Origin of the sequence: Nocardia sp. NPDC051030, assembly GCF_040683015.1 — a bacterium.
Classification (GTDB): domain Bacteria; phylum Actinomycetota; class Actinomycetes; order Mycobacteriales; family Mycobacteriaceae; genus Nocardia.
The window spans coordinates 104,492-120,024 of the sequence record NZ_JBFBCD010000001.1 but is presented as its reverse complement, the minus strand read 5'-3'; the positions used below and the strand labels follow the sequence as shown (position 1 = coordinate 120,024).

The window sequence follows — 15,533 nt, the reverse complement described above, 5'->3', positions numbered from 1 at the left end:
AATGCGGAAGGGGTCCGCTCCGTCCGGAGCGGACCCCTCGGTCTTGTGTCCGCGCTCAGTGCGGCACCGACACCGCTGCCACGAATTCGGCCAGTTGCTTGTCGCTGACGTTCTTGGCGAGGTCGGATTCGCAGATCATGCCGATCAGGCGTTTGCCGTTCTTCACGTCGATGACGGGCAGTCGCTTGATCTGGTTCTGTTCCATGATCTCGAGGATTTGGGCGACCTCGGTGTCGGCGTCGACCCAGCGGGGGGTGCCCTGCGCGAGGTCGCCGCAGCGGACGCGGCTGGGGTCGTGGCCCTCGGCAATGCAGCGGACGACGATGTCACGGTCTGTGAGCATGCCGATCAAGCGGTCGTTATTGCAGATCGGCAGGGCCCCGACATCCATATTGCGCATCATTTGCGCGGCTCGGTCGAGTGTTTCGTCCGAGGGCACGCATTCTGCGGTGCGGTGCATGATGTCGCGGGCTTTCATGGCTTTCACAAGAACCTCCTCAGTGACTTCGGTGGTGCTCGGCCACGAACATCGTGACCCGCATCACACGGAAGGTCAATGCGGCTGTTTCAGAACGCCTTGTGAGCGGCGCAGGCGTCCGGTGCCGGGGGCCGTCAGCCACGCCGCGAAGGCCAGCATCGAGTCCAGGGTCATGGCCAGCACGGCGACCAGCACCGCGCCGACGAGGACGCGATCGTATTTGTAGAGGCCGATGCCGTCGAAGATGTAGCGGCCCAGTCCACCCAGATTGACGTAGGCCGCGATGGTGGCGGTCGCGACCACCTGCAGGGTGCAGCCGCGCAGGCCGGTGAGCAGGACAGGGAGCGCATTGGGCAGCTCGACGCGGAACAGGACCTGCCGTTCGGTCATGCCCATGGCCCTGGAGGCGTCCACCACGGCCGGATCCACATTGGCGATACCGGCATACGCGCCCGCGAGCAGCGGCGGAATCCCCACGGTGACCAAGGCCAGCAGGGGCGGCAGCAGGCCCAGCCCGAGCAGCAGCACCACGAAGGTGAGCAGGCCGAGGGTGGGGAGCGCGCGCATGGCATTGGCGAAGCCGACAATGGCCGCCGACCCGCGCCGGGTGTGCCCGACGATCAGGCCGATCGGCAGTGCGACGATCGCCGACATGCCGACCGCGAGGAGGCTGTACCAGAGGTGCTGGAGGATGCGCTGGCCGATGCCGGTGGGGCCGGACCAGTTCGCGCCGTCGGTGAAGTAGTGCCAGGCATCAATGAAAAGGTTCATGCCGCAGACCCTTCCGTCGAATCGGCGGGATCATCCGGGAGGTTCACGGTCACAATCGGTAATGGTTTTGCCCCGCGCAGGAAGCGGTTTCGCCGATTCCGGCCCGTCCCGCCGATCCGCGACCACGGGGTGGCCACTCGTCCGAGCACATACAGCAATCGGTCCATGATCAGCGCCAACACCAGCACCACGATGATGCCCGCCAGGATCTCGTCCGGATAGTCGCGCTGATAGCCCTGCGTGAACAGTTTGCCGAGCCCGCCCACGCCGATCAACGCGCCAACGGTCACCATCGAAATATTGGTGACCGCGACAACACGCAGATTGGCGATGAAAACCGGTAGGGCCAAAGGAAAGTCGACGGTGAGCAGGCGGCGCACCCGGGTGTAGCCGATGGCGTCGGCGGCATCCAGCACCGCCGCGGGCACCGAATCCAGGGCGGCGGGGACGGCGGTCACCAGCAGCGCCACCGAGTAGATGGTCAGCGCGATAATCACATTCAGCGGATCGATGGCGCTGATGCCGACCAGCGGCGGAATGATCACGAACAGCGCCAGCGACGGAATCGTGAAGGCGACTCCGGCGATGAAGGTGCTGGTGCGCCGCAGCCACGGCACCCGATGCGCGACCGCGCCGAACGGGATGGCGATGACCAGCCCGATCAGCAGCGGCAGCAGCGCCAGATACAGGTGGGTGCGCGCGTATCCGGTGATCTCGTCGAGATTGTCGAGCAGATACCTCACGCCGGTTCCTGTTCGAAGAAGATCCGGTTTCGTTCGGCATCCTCGGCGGCGCGTTGCCGGGACAGCTGTTCCAGGACGTCCTTGGCGAGTACGCCGCCGCGGACGGCTCCGGAATCATCCACGGCCACACCGATTTCCGAGGGTGAGGAGATGGCGGAGTCGAGGGCGTGGCGCAGATCGCCGTCGGGCGGGAAGAGCGAGCCGCCCGCCGCGATGCTGTCGGCGAGCGCGTGCCCGGCGCGGACGCCTTCCACGCCGGTGGTGTCGATCCAGCCGACGGGGTGACGGTTGTCGTCGACCACCAGCCGCCATTCGCCCTTGCTCAGGCGGATTCCCTTGACCTCTTCGGCGGTGATCAGTGGAAGATCGTGCACCGGAACGGCATCCGCGGCGCGGAAGGAGAGCTCCCGATACCCGCGATCGCGTCCCACGAAGCCCGCGACGAAATCCGTTGCGGGCTGGGACAGTACCCGCTGCGGCTGGTCGAACTGCTGGAGTCGCCCGCCGGGTCCGAAGACCGCGACCCGGTCGCCGAGTTTGATGGCCTCGTCGATGTCGTGGGTGACGAACACGATGGTCTTGTGCAGTTCGGCTTGCAGCCTTTGCATTTCGTTCTGCAATTCGGCCCTGACCACGGGATCGACCGCGCTGAACGGCTCATCCATGAGCAGGACGGGTGGGTCGGCGGCCAGCGCCCGGGCGACTCCGACGCGTTGCTGCTGTCCGCCGGAGAGCTGTGCTGGATACCGTTGCGCCAGACCGCGATCCAGGCCGACGCGATCCAGCACCTCGAGGGCGGCCTTGCGTGCCTCGCGCCGGGACTGGCCCTGCAGCACGGGCACGGTGGCCACATTGTCGAGCACGGTGCGGTGCGGCAGCAGCCCGGCATTCTGGATGACGTAGCCGATGCCGAGCCGCAGCTTCACCGCGGACGTGCGCGAAATGTCTTGTCCGGCCACGGTAATGGTGCCGGAGCTGGGCGCCTCCATGCGGTTGATCATCCGCATGGAGGTGGTCTTACCGCAGCCGGACGGGCCGACGAACACGGTGAACGAACCCGATTCGATGTGCAGGCTCAGGTCGTGGACGGCGGTGGTGCCGCCCGGGTAGGTCTTGGTGACTCTGCTGAACTCGATGTCGGACACCGTGTTCCGCCTCCTATCCGATCGGCTTGTCGAGCCCTTGCGCCTGCACCCACTGCTTGGCAGCGGCCGCGGGCTCGGTCTTGGCCGAACCCGAGACTGCGGTATCGAGCGAGATCAGTTCGGCGGTGGTGAGTTTCGCCGAGACCGCATTGAGGACGGCGAGCAGCTTGTCGCTCTTCTTGGCGGTATTGAACAGCGGCACCACGTTCTGGGCGGCGAAGTTGTGCTTCGGATCGGCCAGCACCACCAGGTTATTGGCGACAATGGCGGGGGAGGTGGTGAAGATGTCGGCGGCCGTCACCTGGCCGTCGGTCAGGGCGCGCACGGTGGCGGGGCCGCCGCCGTCGGCGATCGGCACGAAGTTCGCGGCCGAGACGTCGAGGTTGTAGTTCTTCTTCAGGCCGGGCAATCCGCCCGCGCGCTCGGCGAATTCGGCGGGTGCGGCGAATTTCACCTCGGCCGAATGGGCGGCCAGGTCCTCGATGGTCTTCAGGTTCCACTTGTCGGCGGTGGCCTTGGTGACCACGACGGCGTCGGAGTTCTCACCCGGGGCGGGGGTGCCCATGCCGAGCTGATCGCCGAGCGCCTTGGCGAGCGCGGCATTCACATCGGCGGCCGAGCTGGCGGTGGCCGACTTGTCCAGGTACTGGAGCAGATTGCCGGTGTAGTCCGGGATCAGGTCGATGGCGCACTGCCGCAGCGACGGGATATAGGCTTCGCGGCTGCCGATATTGAGCTTGGTGTCGATCTGGAATCCATTGGCCCGCAAGGCCTCCGCGTACACGTCGGCGACGGTCTCGGATTCCGGGAAGTTGGCCGAGCCGACCTTCAGATTGTCGGTGCCGCCGGAGCAGTCGGATTTGCCGCCGAGGGGATTGGAGTCGCCGCCGCAAGCCGACAGCGCCATGGCCGCCGCCAGGGCCACCGAGGCGGCGAGTATGCGGAATACGGTGCGGGCGGTGCGCCTGCCGCCGACGCGGGTGGTGATGAGCGAATGCACTGTCGTCCTTCCGAGCGGGGTTCCTGAGGTCGGCCGGAATGCCGAACCTCCGGAACAGACCTGGCTGTATATATTGCCTGTTCCCTCGCTCGCTCGTTGCCTACCGTGGGTCGGTTTCGCGTTTCGGCGGTCCGAGACGGCAGACTGTCGCACGTGTTCGGCAGAACAGACTCCCGCGCGCTGACCGATCGCGCCCCCCGGCGAATTCGCCGCGCCCTGCTGCATTCCGCGCTGGTAGCGGCCCTGACCGCCGCGGCCGTGGGCTGCGGTTCCAGCGACGACGGCCCGGTCCTGACGATCGGCGCGGGCGATTCCGCACAATCACGAGTGCTCGCCGAGATCTACGCGCAGGCCCTGGCCCGCACCGGTGTCCGCACGGCAACCAAGAACAATCTCGGCGAGCGGCAAGGCCAGCTGGCCGCCCTCGACTCGAACACCGTCGCGGTGGTGAGCGATGTCAGCGGCGATCTACTGACCGCTCTCGACTCCACCTCGAAGGCCGAGAAGCCCGACAATGTCCTCAAGGCCCTCAATAGCGCCCTCCCCGAAGGCCTCACCGTCTCGGACGCCGCCGCCGACGGCACCGACCTGCGCCCCACCGTGGTGGCCGCCACCACCCGCACCGCGGATTTCCCCTCCTCCTTGAAGGCTCTCGCTCCCCGCTGCGAGGAACTCACCGTCGGCATAGCCACCGGCCCCGCCCTCGACCCCATGCGCGCCCCCCTCGACCCGCAACGCGACGTCGTGGACCCCCTCCACACCGTCTACGGCTGCACCATCACCCACTACCAGCCGTATCCCTCGGACATGGACCTCCGAAAAGCCCTCTCCGAAGGCGAAATCCAGCTGGGCGTCCTGTCCGGCCCCGCCTCCTTCCTCCCCGCAGGCGGCCCGGACCTGACCTCCCTGGCCGACCCGGATTACGCCTTCCGCGCAGCGAACATCCTGGCCCTCCTCCGCAAATCCACCCTCACCGCCCAGCAACTCCGCAAACTCAACTACGTCTCAGGCGAACTCGACACCACATCCCTCGCCGACATGATCCGCGCCGTCCGCGACAACCACGCCCTCCCCGCAGACCTAGCCCGCTCCTGGCTCGACGACCACGCTCTCTGACTCCTACACGGAGGTCAGGGGTTCGTTCACGGTGAACCGCTCGCGGGTGTTCGCGCAGACGACATCGGCGAACTTCACCAGTGCCGGAATCTCGCCTGCCTCGAAGTGTTCGAGGCCGGGCGCAATCAGAGTGTCGACATATTCGCCCCACAGAAGATTCATCAGCCGACTGAGAACAGCGTCCCGATCCGGATCCGCCAACACCATGACGGCCACCGAATAGCCGAGCTCCGTTGCCAGAGCGTGTATCCGGGCCTCATCCTGCTCGCGGGATCCGCCGGAGACATCTCGGCGCAGAAAACCGATCACATATCGTGTCATGACCCAGCACCCGCGCATTCGCGATACGTCGCCTTCCCGACCGCCAATCGCCCGCGATCAGTGCACCGCCAGCTCGCCGGACTCCACTGGGTGCCGAGCGCGAGACCATCGTTCGAGAGCCTGCGCAGCGCCCGCCGAATCGGTGCCGCATTCAGTCCCGTTCTGCCACACAGCTGCCGAACACTCATCGCTCCCGCGACATCCAGGGCAGACAAAGCGCCCAATACCTTCGCTTCTGATTCGGTCAGAGCCATCGTCGCTCCTTAGCGATTGCTGTAGGTGGTGACTCGGGAGCGGGACCATGAGCATGATCCGGACTGCCTAGATGGACGGTACGAATCGGACGACCCTCAGACCCAGGAGTTTGCAAAAGTTTGGAAGAATTCGCTATCTGCGACGATTTCTTTGCTCGCGGAGGATGATTGACGTAGCACGCGAAACGTCGTGCAGCACCGCAAATTAGGGGCCACATCATGCGCCTTCAATTTCTCGGCAAGGGCGGTTCGGGGGACAACGACTGCCCGACCCTGTACCAGACCGATCGGGGCAGCTTCCTCGTTCAGGGCTGGAAAACCGATCGACAGGACACCATCGAAATCCCACACCTTCTGCCAGGTTTCGCCGATCCGGATACCTTCATGGGTGCCACGTTGACCGATACCGGCCGCGGAACCTTCACGGTGTCCGGCCAGTCGATCGATGACGCTGAGACACTGAGCCGGCTCACGATGGCGGTCGATGAGGCGGTGATCGAGATTCCGAAGCTAGAGAGGACGTTCTACGGTGCTGCGAGTCCACGGACAGTCCGGTGAGCTGTTCCGCGAGTGCCGGTTCGACGCGTTCCACCTCGAAGTACGCGATACGTACGCCGTCCCATCGGAATCGGAAGAACTCCGCCGATTCCTGAACGGCGAGCCGACAACTGTCGACTACTCGTCACGCCCATGGATACAGCTCATGCGTGACACCACCGCTCGCGGCGTGACAGTGCGCCGCGTGCGAGTGATCACCGTCCCCCATTCGGACTATCACCGCTGGTTGCTGTCCATTACGCACAGCAACGCCGAGGCGGGTGAGGATATCCGCTACCTGCCCAGGCACCTCGCAGGCGAAGTCCCCACCGACGACTGGTGGCTCTACGACGACGCGCGTGTCGCGTTCAACCTGATCGACTCGGGCGGCAAGCCCGATGGGATGGCCGTGACAAGCGACGATGGGATCGTCGCGCATTGTCTGTCGACTCGGGATCGGCTGTGGCAGAGCGCGATTCCCTTCGTTGATTACGTTGACAGCGTGCGCGCTCGGTAGTGACGCAAAGTAGTCGCGATGCACAGGAGGCTCTCGGGCAGCGTCTGAGGGAAATTCGTCGGCGGGCGGGGTTGACCGGCCGCCGTCTGGCGAACTTGGCGGGCTGGCACGAGTCGAAGGTCTCGAAACTCGAATACGGGAAACTTCGCCCGTCCGACGCCGACATACGCGCTTACTGTGAATATTCGGGCGCAAACGAGCAGAGCGAGGATCTGCTCGCCACCCTCCACAATATCGACGCCGCGTACATGGAGACGCGACGCCTGCTCAGCAGCGGAACAGGCCGACGACAAGACGAGCTTGTCCGGCTGGCCGAACGGACCAAGCTGACACGCATCTATCAGAACGTCCTGATCCCAGGCATATTGCAGACACCCGAGTATGCGCGAGCGATCCTCGAGCGTTCCATCGCCCGCCACCGCATCCCAGACGACATCGATGCAGGTGTCGCGAAACGTATGGAACGCCAGCAGTTCCTGTACCGGCGCGACCGCCGGTTTCACATTCTCATCGCCGAACAGACACTACTGACCACCGTCGGCGGCGACGACGTGATGCTCGGGCAACTCGACCGCTTGCTCGTCGTAATCGGACTACCGCGCATCGCTTTCGGAATCCTCCGGGCAACGGCCGACATTCCACAGCAGACAACCAATTTCGTGATGTTCGACGACCGTACGGCCACCGTCGAAACCATCACGGCCGAGCTGACGATCACCCAGCCGCGCGAGATCGCGGAGTACGGGCGAACATTCGACATGCTCGCCGAGCTGGCCGTCACCGGCGACGCTGCCCGCACACTGATCATGGCCACGGCCGAGCGACGCCGCATGGAGAGTAGGTAGCGATCCGAACACGTCGTCGTTCAGCGGGTTCCATCGGCGTGCTCCGGGCTTGACGACCACGTCCTGTGACGGCTGAAGCCCTCCGGGGGTCGGAGGGCTTCAGGTGCAGTGCGTTGCCGTTCGGCGGGGTTAGTTCTGGGGGGCGGGTTGGGGCTGGGGGTCGGCCCACTTGGAGGTGCCCGGCGCGGCCTGCAAGGTGTTCAGTAGGTCGATGCCTACGGCGATCAAGGTGGGGCCGCCTGCTACCAGGCCGCCGATGATTCCGCCTGCGGGGACTCCGGCGACGCCGCCGGGGATGCAGCCGATGGCGATGCTGACGACGCAGCCAGCGACGAAACCGACTATGCCGCCTACCAATGCGCCGACTTGGCTCGCGATGGACAGCTTGCTGCTGAACTCGCTCAATGCCTTCTGGTCCTCGGTGGGGGAGGCAATGGGTTTGAGCACGACCGGCTGGTTGGGGATCTGCACGCCGTCCGGCTTGGTCGGGGTGATCTCGAGGACGGTGTCGTCATTCTTCGCGATGGCCTTGACCGGAATCTGCGCGTCCCCGATCCGGTAGTCGAGCGGGATCGACACGATCGTCGCGCCACTGTCGTCCTTGATGGTGGCCACCGTCGTCTTGGGAGCCTCGGGCGTCGTACCGTCCTGCTCGCTCAGCGCGAACTTCGCGCCGCGCAGCGAGGCGACGACGGTCTGGTCGATCACCTTGAGCGAGTACTTGATTCCCGGATCGGCCGGGGCAGCGGGATCGGCATGCGCGGTCCCCAGACCGGCGGTCAGTGCACCGGCAACCAGTACGGCAGCCGCGGTGGTGCTGCGGAATTCCATTCGATCTCCCAATCCGTTTAGGTTGCCCACACAACGTGGCCGCACGAGAGAGCTTGTCCCCCATGGTGATTCCATCAGTTTCGGTGGAACCACGGTGCGGCCACGGCAATCCAGATCAGCCTAGAACGGGTTGTAGCCCGAAACGGTCGCCGATGATTCGCCGGTGAGCCCACGATGATCATTCGATGATGCAGCGATGAGCCGAGCGACGGTCGGGCTTATTCAGGGTCGTGGAAGGACTCGATCACTTGCTGAACCCGCAGTCCGGCAGCGAAATCCGCCAGTGTGGAAGGCTTTCCGCCGACCGCGCCCGCGAACTCGGCCAGACGGGTGTCCTCGCCGCCGCGAGGAAGGGGTAGTTCGGATCGGTGCCAGCCCTCGCTGTCGCCGATCCACAGGTCGGCCCAATCGGTGATTCGATAGGAGCGCCGGGATCCGTAGAGGGTCCACTCGTAGGTTTCCGGGCCCGCGGCGACGTGGGCGTTCAGGTGGACGGGGACGCCGTTTGCGGAAAACAGCCCGGTGGCGGAACTTTCGCTCTGTTCGCCGTATTCGACCAGGGTGTGGATGCGTTCGAGTGGGCCTACTATCCGATCGGTGAGAAACGCGTAGTGCGAGCCGACCTCACGCAGGAAGCCGCCCTGTTCCCGCCCGGCGACCCATCCGGCATCACGCTGGAAGGCCCGGGGCCACTGCGGGAACAGGAGCCGGATTTCCACGCCGAGAATGCTTCCGGCCTCCCCGGCCCGAACCGCGCGCGCCACCTCGACCGCGGCGGCGCGATCGGAGAAGGTGTAGTTCAGTGCGTTCACCGCCCCCGTCGCCTCGGCCACGGCGACCATCTCGGCGGCCTCGGACAAATCGACTGCGAGCGGTTTCTCGCAGAAGACCGACTTACCGGCCTTCATCGCCGTGATCGTGTACCCGGCATGGGTAGCCGGGGGCGAGGCGATGTAGACGGCGTCGATGTCCTCGCGTGCCAGTACTTCTTCGGGATCGGCGGTCAGCGCGACTTCGGGGTGGGCGGCACGGACGCCATCCAGCGCCCGCGTATTCGGGTCGGCGGCGAGCACGACCTCGATACCGGGGTCGCGGACGGCGACGTCGAGCATTTCGGCACCCATGGCACCGAGTCCGATAACCCCGAGCCGGAGGATCTTCTGCGTCATGCCCGCTGCCAACCGCCGCCCCGCCCCCAAATGTTCCCGGAGCCTCAGTCGATCTTGACGTTCATGGTGTACGAGGCGTCATGCTCGGCGGAGGTGAGGGTCAGGCGGTAGGTGCCGGTGGAGGGGAGCCAGAGTTGGCTCCAGGTGGTGTTGGTGACCATTTGCCAGCCGTCGGGAGCGGTGAGGGTGTAGACGGCGGTGCCGGAGGCGGAGGTCATGTGGGAGATGAGGTCGGTGGTCATTTGCTGGCCCGCGCGGGCGTCGAGCGTCCAGGTGTCGCTGTAGCCGCGGTTGATGTAGCCGTCCACGGTGCCGTGGTCGGTGTAGGGGGCGAACTTGATTTCGGCATAAACCCCGCTCGCGTTCGCGGCTCCCGCGCCTGCCGTGACGGTGAAGAACGCCGCCCCGATCGCGGCCATGGCGAAGGCCGCTTTACGTGTGGTGGTGAGAAATGCAGTCATGATGTTCCCGTTTCTTCTTCCATCCGGTAGTACTAAGTACTTCGCGTACGGAACGAAAACCGTTGCGCCCCCAGTCTTATGGGCATGCCCCGCGCCCCCATGGCGGCAGCCGTGGCGAGCGTGGCCACAACTGTCTCGGATCGTGATGCGAGAAGCCGCCACCGGGGCGGGTGGGTCACTTACCGTGGGAAGCTCGAAGCAGGCTTTCGGGGGCACGGAATTGAAGATCACGAACCCTTTGGACGGCTGGCCTTGGCCGGAGCGCACATTCATGGCGCGGCTGAGTCCGCAGTCGCGGCATGATCTGCTGCGGCTCGGGGTGCAGACCTATCACCCGCCGGGGAAGGTGCTGACTAGGCAGGGGGCGCAGGGGACCGGCGTGTACCTGCTGCGGTCGAAGGATACGACCGTATCGGCCTGCGCGAAGATCACTGCGGGAGACGGGAAGTTATTCGCGATTCGGGTCAGCGGGGACGTGATCGGTGAACTCGGCGCACTGGAGCCGTCCGCGCCGCGCTCGGCCACCACCACCCTGTGCACCGCGACGATCGTGCACAGCATTCCGGGCAAGATGTTCCTGGAGTTCCTCGATCGGCACGAGGCCGGGTGGCAGACCCTGTGCCGCACGATCGCCGATCGGCTGGCCTGGTCGGATCAGCGGCGGCTGGATTTCGGCGGGTGCCCGGTGCACATTCGCCTGGCGCGGCTACTGCTGGAGTTCGTCGAATCCTATGGCGCGCTGGGCACATTCGAGCAGAACGGCACCGGGGCCAAGATCGAGGCGTGGGAGATCACGGTGCGGCTGTCCTATGAGGAGCTGGGCGATCTGATCGGCGCGGGGGTGGATGCGGTCGGGCTGGCCATGAGCCGGATGCAGAAGAAGGACCTGGTGTGCCTGCGCAATCGGCATGTGGTCGTGCTCGATATCGAGGGTTTGCGGGAGTTCGGCGAGTCGGCCTGAATTTTCGGTGTCGGTTGCCTGAGAGATCACTGAAGTACTGATTTTTCAGGTGCACGCGCATTCTCGTCCGTGGCAATCTCGTGGTCCTTGTTGCACAAGACCATCGGGAGGGCCGATGACGGCGCACCGAATACCGTCCGTGCCGATGACTGCCGCGCAGTTGTACCGCACCTTGACGGTGACCCACAGTCCCCTGGCGGCGGCGCTCATCACCGCCGCCGTGACCGGCGAGTGGCCGACCGACACCCCGTGCTCCTCGGTCAGAGGAGCAGCGCCGCGGCGAGGTCCGGGTTCAGGTTCAGGGCCAGGGCGGGCAGGGACGCGACGAGCATCTCGACGAGATCCTCGCGGGTGATGGGTTCCTCGCGGAGCCAGGTCAGGGTGGTTTCCTCGACGAAGGCGATCCAGCCCCGGACGGCCAGGGTGAGGCGCGGGCGGTCGGCGTCCGCGATGAGAATGGGCGCGGCGCTGAGGATTCGGTCCACTTGGGCCTGGCGGTGCGCATCGACCATGGTGGCGAGTTCGGGGCTCGCGCTGGCGGGGCCGCGCAGGAGGGCCTGGTAGGAGGTGCGGTTCTCGGAGACGTAGTCGACATAGCGTTCGAGCGAGTCGCGAAGCATGTCGGGGATGGACAGGGCGGGGTCCGGGGTGGTGTGTTCCAGCAGGGCGGCATTCGCGTATTGGACGATCGCCAGATGGAAGTCCTGCTTGGTGGGGAAGTAGTGGAAGAGCAGGCCTCGGGAGATGCCCGCCGTTTCGGCGATTTCGCTGATGGAGACGTCTTCGAGGGCGCGGTCGCGGAGCATTCGGGCGCCCAGCGTGATCAACTGCTGGCGGCGTTCCTCGGGGCTCAGGCGCACACGTTTGGCCGGGCTCTCCGGGGTCGGAGCAGCCTTCGTGCTGACGTTGCGTTCCTTGGTCACGGGTCCAATCCTACTGAACGTGGGTCAACAACTACTGAACATGAGTCAATAGTGTTGACTCGGACTCAATAAGCCCTTAGGCTCGATTATATGAGTCGCAAGGTTACAGACAACGCTGTCGGCGACCGGCCCGTCCGGCATTCGCGCGTCATCATCGTCGGCAGTGGATTCTCGGGCCTGGGGCTCGCGATCCGCCTGAGCCAGCAGGGCCGCAATGACTACCTCGTGCTGGAACGCGGGAAGGATGTCGGCGGCACCTGGCGCGACAATACCTATCCGGGCGCGGCCTGCGACGTACCGTCCCAGCTGTACTCCTACTCGTTCGCGCTGAACCCGGACTGGTCGCGCTCGTTCTCCAAGCAGCCGGAGATCCAGCGCTACATCCAGGGCGTCGCCGACAAGTACGGCGTGCGCGATAAGCACCTCTTCGACTGCGATATGACCGGCGCGCGCTGGAATGACGAGACCTCCCAGTGGGAGATCCAGACCAGCCAGGGCCCGTTCACCGCCGATATCCTGGTCTCCGCCGTCGGCGCGCTGTGTGAGCCGAACCTGCCGGATATCAAGGGCATCAACGACTTCCAGGGCGAGATCTTCCACTCCGCCCGCTGGAACCACGACTCCGACCTGACCGGAAAGCGGGTCGCCGTCATCGGCACCGGCGCGTCGTCCATTCAGATCGTGCCGTCCATCGCGGGCAAGGTCGCGCGCCTGGACGTCTACCAGCGCACCGCGCCGTGGCTGCTGCCGCGCGTGGACCGCCCGTACCTCGGCGTGGAAAAGCTTGCCTTCAAACATGTTCCGGGCTTCCAGGCGCTCTCCCGGGCCACCATCTACGCGCTCCGCGAAACCCAGGTGGTGGGCCTGGCCAAGTTCCCGCCCGCCATGAAGATCCTGGAGACCGTGGCCCGCGCCAAGCTCAGGGCCGAGGTGCGCGATCCGGAACTGCGCAAGAAGGTCACCCCGAATTTCCGGATCGGCTGCAAGCGCATGCTGATCTCGAACGACTACTACCCGGCCCTGTCCCGCGACAATGTCGATGTCGTCACCGACGGCATCAAGGAAATTCGCGCGAATTCCGTTGTCACCAAGGACGGTGTCGAGCGCGAGGTGGACGCGATCATTGTCGCCACCGGCTTCCACGTTACCGATTCACCCGCCTACGACGGCATCGCGGGACGCGATGGACGCACTCTCGCAGAGGTTTTCGAGGCGATCGGCCAGCAGGGTTACAAGGGCTCGGCCATCCACAATTACCCGAACATGTTCTTCATGCTGGGCCCGAATGTCGGCCTCGGCCACACCTCGATGGTGTACATGATCGAATCGCAGATCAACTACATCGCCGACGCCGTGGCCACCTACGATCGGCTGGGCCTGCGCACCGTCGAGGTCCGCAAGGATGTGCAGGACGAATTCAATACCGAATTGCAGCGCAAGCTGGAGGGTGCGGTCTGGAGCACCGGCGGTTGCGCCTCCTGGTACCTCGACAAGCACGGCAACAACACCACACTCTGGCCCGATTTCACCTTCCGTTTCCGTAGTCTGCTCGAGACATTCGATGTGTCGGCCTACGAGACGACCTCCGCTCAGCCCACCGCCGCAGCCGTTTAAGGCCCTACAGAACCGGCTGTGTACATTTCTGAAGAAAGTGGTATTTCCGTGAGCAACGATGCTTACTTCAAGGACAAGGTCTGTGTGATCACCGGTGCGGGCTCCGGCATCGGCCGCGCCCTGGCGGAGAACCTGGCCCGCCGTGGCGCGAAACTCGCGCTCTCCGATATCGATACCGAAGGCCTCGCCGAAACCGTGCGGCGCTGCGAAAAGTTCGGTGCCGCAATCAAATCCGATCGCCTGAACGTGGCCGAGCGGGAATCCGTACTGCTCTACGCCGATGAGGTGAACAAGCATTTCGGCAAGGTCAACCAGATCTACAACAATGCCGGTATCGCGCACCACGGTGACGTGGTCAGCACCCAGTTCAAAGACTTCGAACGCATTATGGATGTCGATTTCTGGGGAGTCGTCAACGGCACCAAGGCTTTTCTGCCGTTCCTGATCGAATCCGGCTCCGGCCACGTGGTCAATATCTCCAGCCTGTTCGGCCTGATCGCGGTCCCCGGCCAGAGTGCCTACAACGCGGCCAAGTTCGCGGTGCGCGGCTTCACCGAGGCGCTGCGCCAGGAGATGATCATGAGCGGTGATCCGGTCAAGGTGACGTGTGTGCACCCGGGCGGCATCAAGACCGCGGTGGCCCGCAACTCCACCGTCTCCGAGGGCCTGGACCAGAAGAACCTGGCGGCGCTGTTCGACAGCAAGCTGGCGATGCACACTCCCGAGATGGCCGCGCAGACCATTACCGAGGGGGTGCGCAAGGGCCACGGTCGCGTGCTGATCGGCTGGGAGGCAAAGGCTCTCGACCTGTTCGTGCGGACCACCGCCTCCTACTATCAGCGCATCGCCGCCGTGGTGCAGAAGCGCGTTCTGCCGTAAGGATTTTGGTCATGCCCGAGGTGACTCTGCCCCTGCCCGTCGCCCGCATCGCATTGAATCCGGTGTTCCGGTTGTTGATGAATCACCGGTTGCCCTTCACAGTGCAACGCGCGCTCATGAATTGGGGGTCGGTGGCGCAGCGTTCGCCGCGCGGCACCCATGTGGACCGGATTCGGCTGGGCGGTCGCCCGGCCGAACGGGTCACGCTCGGACCGGTTTCCGATGCCGCCACCGTGCTGTACCTGCACGGCGGCGGCTACACGGTCGGCTCGCCCGCCACCCATCGCGCGCTGGCGGCCTTTCTGGCGCGCGAAACCGGCTGTGCCGTACAAGTTCTGGACTACCGGCTGGCTCCGGAACATCCGTATCCGGCGGCCCTGGATGATGCCGAGGCGGCGTTCCTGGAACTGGTCGCCTCCGGCTTCGAGCCGGAACGCATTGCGGTGTCGGGTGATTCGGCCGGTGGCGGGCTCTCGCTCGCCCTGGCCGAGCGTCTGCGGGACCGGCATGCCTTCGTTCCGGCCGCGCTGGGCCTGATCGCGCCGTGGGGTGACCCCAATGAGGTTCCGTCCCGCTCCCGCGATCTGGTGATCAACCGCCCGTGGTCGCGGCAGTGCGCCGCCGCGTATCTGGGAGGCGGCGACGGAAACGACTCCGGTTACGCACCTTTGCTCGATGACCTGCACGGTCTGCCACCCACCTACGTGCAGGCCGACGTCGACGAAATGCTGCACGACCAGTGCACGCGCCTCGTCGCGAAGCTGCGCGCGGCGGGCGTCGACACCCGCTTCACCGAGACCGAGGGCCTCTGGCACGTTTCGCAGTTGCAGGCGTCCCTCATCGAACCCGCCGCGGCCATCACCCGCGAGCTCGGCGAGTTCCTGCGGCAAGCCTTGCGACCTGCGCAAACCCGGTCCACAGGATAGGGACGAACCGCGTGTGTCGGCCGTCCGCCGGGCTCCTCGGGA

Annotated in this window: 19 protein-coding genes; 8 read left to right on the top strand and 11 right to left on the bottom strand. The window is 65.3% G+C overall.

What is annotated here, in order from left to right; genetic code table 11:
* Nucleotides 1–55: 55 nt before the first annotated feature.
* The 5 genes from AB0N05_RS00540 to AB0N05_RS00520 all read right to left on the bottom strand — a co-directional run bounded on the left by AB0N05_RS00540 (nt 56) and on the right by AB0N05_RS00520 (nt 4,044).
* Nucleotides 56–478, bottom strand: coding sequence for a CBS domain-containing protein (locus tag AB0N05_RS00540; RefSeq protein WP_364687394.1), 423 nt, complete (start codon nt 476–478; stop codon nt 56–58).
* A gap of 75 nt (nt 479–553) precedes the next feature.
* On the bottom strand, nt 554–1,249 hold the full coding sequence (locus AB0N05_RS00535) for an ABC transporter permease (protein WP_364685481.1): 696 nt from the start codon (nt 1,247–1,249) through the stop codon (nt 554–556).
* Nucleotides 1,246–1,992 carry an ABC transporter permease gene (locus AB0N05_RS00530; protein ID WP_364685478.1) on the bottom strand — a complete coding sequence of 249 codons (747 nt, stop codon included), beginning with the start codon at nt 1,990–1,992 and terminating at the stop codon, nt 1,246–1,248. The genes AB0N05_RS00535 and AB0N05_RS00530 overlap by 4 nt, the downstream gene beginning before the upstream one ends.
* On the bottom strand, nt 1,989–3,137 hold the full coding sequence (locus AB0N05_RS00525) for an ABC transporter ATP-binding protein (protein WP_364685475.1): 1,149 nt from the start codon (nt 3,135–3,137) through the stop codon (nt 1,989–1,991). The genes AB0N05_RS00530 and AB0N05_RS00525 overlap by 4 nt, the downstream gene beginning before the upstream one ends.
* A gap of 13 nt (nt 3,138–3,150) precedes the next feature.
* Nucleotides 3,151–4,044 carry an ABC transporter substrate-binding protein gene (locus AB0N05_RS00520; protein ID WP_364687392.1) on the bottom strand — a complete coding sequence of 298 codons (894 nt, stop codon included), beginning with the start codon at nt 4,042–4,044 and terminating at the stop codon, nt 3,151–3,153.
* 246 nt (nt 4,045–4,290) lie between these two features.
* Between AB0N05_RS00520 and AB0N05_RS00515 the strand changes: the two genes are divergently transcribed.
* Nucleotides 4,291–5,253, top strand: coding sequence for a glycine betaine ABC transporter substrate-binding protein (locus AB0N05_RS00515; protein WP_364685472.1), 963 nt, complete (start codon nt 4,291–4,293; stop codon nt 5,251–5,253).
* A gap of 3 nt (nt 5,254–5,256) precedes the next feature.
* Here AB0N05_RS00515 and AB0N05_RS00510 read toward each other — a convergent pair whose 3' ends face one another.
* Both AB0N05_RS00510 and AB0N05_RS00505 read right to left on the bottom strand, forming a co-directional pair.
* Nucleotides 5,257–5,574 (bottom strand): hypothetical protein, encoded by a 318-nt coding sequence (locus AB0N05_RS00510; RefSeq protein ID WP_364685469.1) that lies wholly within the window; start codon nt 5,572–5,574, stop codon nt 5,257–5,259.
* The gene (locus AB0N05_RS00505; RefSeq protein ID WP_364685466.1) at nt 5,571–5,828 is read right to left on the bottom strand and encodes a winged helix-turn-helix transcriptional regulator; all 258 of its coding nucleotides are present in this window, start codon (nt 5,826–5,828) and stop codon (nt 5,571–5,573) included. Before AB0N05_RS00505 ends, AB0N05_RS00510 begins: the two co-directional genes overlap by 4 nt.
* 219 nt (nt 5,829–6,047) lie before the next feature.
* Between AB0N05_RS00505 and AB0N05_RS00500 the strand changes: the two genes are divergently transcribed.
* The 3 genes from AB0N05_RS00500 to AB0N05_RS00490 are packed head-to-tail and all read left to right on the top strand — an operon-like array spanning nt 6,048 to nt 7,727.
* Entirely contained in the window at nt 6,048–6,386 is a 339-nt protein-coding gene (locus AB0N05_RS00500) for a hypothetical protein (RefSeq protein WP_364685462.1), read from the top strand.
* A complete protein-coding gene (locus AB0N05_RS00495) occupies nt 6,358–6,882 on the top strand; it encodes a DUF6879 family protein (RefSeq protein WP_364685459.1) in 525 nt (174 codons plus the stop codon). Before AB0N05_RS00500 ends, AB0N05_RS00495 begins: the two co-directional genes overlap by 29 nt.
* Nucleotides 6,882–7,727 carry a helix-turn-helix transcriptional regulator gene (locus AB0N05_RS00490; RefSeq protein WP_364685456.1) on the top strand — a complete coding sequence of 282 codons (846 nt, stop codon included), beginning with the start codon at nt 6,882–6,884 and terminating at the stop codon, nt 7,725–7,727. Before AB0N05_RS00495 ends, AB0N05_RS00490 begins: the two co-directional genes overlap by 1 nt.
* 129 nt (nt 7,728–7,856) lie before the next feature.
* On the opposite strand, the gene AB0N05_RS00485 is transcribed toward AB0N05_RS00490, so the two are convergent.
* The 3 genes from AB0N05_RS00485 to AB0N05_RS00475 all read right to left on the bottom strand — a co-directional run bounded on the left by AB0N05_RS00485 (nt 7,857) and on the right by AB0N05_RS00475 (nt 10,188).
* Nucleotides 7,857–8,558: a hypothetical protein gene (locus AB0N05_RS00485; protein WP_364685453.1), complete on the bottom strand. Its 702-nt coding sequence runs from the start codon at nt 8,556–8,558 to the stop codon at nt 7,857–7,859.
* A 218-nt stretch (nt 8,559–8,776) separates the two neighbouring features.
* Entirely contained in the window at nt 8,777–9,727 is a 951-nt protein-coding gene (locus AB0N05_RS00480; RefSeq protein WP_364685450.1) for a Gfo/Idh/MocA family oxidoreductase, read from the bottom strand.
* Between the two features lie 44 nt (nt 9,728–9,771).
* The gene (locus AB0N05_RS00475) at nt 9,772–10,188 is read right to left on the bottom strand and encodes a hypothetical protein (RefSeq protein WP_364685447.1); all 417 of its coding nucleotides are present in this window, start codon (nt 10,186–10,188) and stop codon (nt 9,772–9,774) included.
* 271 nt (nt 10,189–10,459) lie between these two features.
* Between AB0N05_RS00475 and AB0N05_RS00470 the strand changes: the two genes are divergently transcribed.
* Nucleotides 10,460–11,149: a Crp/Fnr family transcriptional regulator gene (locus tag AB0N05_RS00470; protein ID WP_364685444.1), complete on the top strand. Its 690-nt coding sequence runs from the start codon at nt 10,460–10,462 to the stop codon at nt 11,147–11,149.
* A 260-nt stretch (nt 11,150–11,409) separates the two neighbouring features.
* Here AB0N05_RS00470 and AB0N05_RS00465 read toward each other — a convergent pair whose 3' ends face one another.
* Nucleotides 11,410–12,072, bottom strand: a complete 663-nt coding sequence (locus AB0N05_RS00465) for a TetR/AcrR family transcriptional regulator (RefSeq protein WP_364685441.1) — start codon at nt 12,070–12,072, stop codon at nt 11,410–11,412.
* A gap of 90 nt (nt 12,073–12,162) precedes the next feature.
* On the opposite strand from AB0N05_RS00465, the gene AB0N05_RS00460 reads away from it, so the two are divergent.
* From AB0N05_RS00460 to AB0N05_RS00450, 3 genes are read left to right on the top strand one after another with little or no spacing between them, the layout of a single operon-like run.
* Nucleotides 12,163–13,686 (top strand): NAD(P)/FAD-dependent oxidoreductase, encoded by a 1,524-nt coding sequence (locus AB0N05_RS00460; RefSeq protein WP_364685438.1) that lies wholly within the window; start codon nt 12,163–12,165, stop codon nt 13,684–13,686.
* Nucleotides 13,687–13,734: 48 nt separating this feature from the next.
* Entirely contained in the window at nt 13,735–14,565 is an 831-nt protein-coding gene (locus AB0N05_RS00455) for an SDR family oxidoreductase (RefSeq protein ID WP_364685435.1), read from the top strand.
* Nucleotides 14,566–14,576: 11 nt separating this feature from the next.
* Nucleotides 14,577–15,491: an alpha/beta hydrolase gene (locus AB0N05_RS00450; protein ID WP_364685432.1), complete on the top strand. Its 915-nt coding sequence runs from the start codon at nt 14,577–14,579 to the stop codon at nt 15,489–15,491.
* The last annotated feature ends 42 nt before the right edge of the window (nt 15,492–15,533 follow it).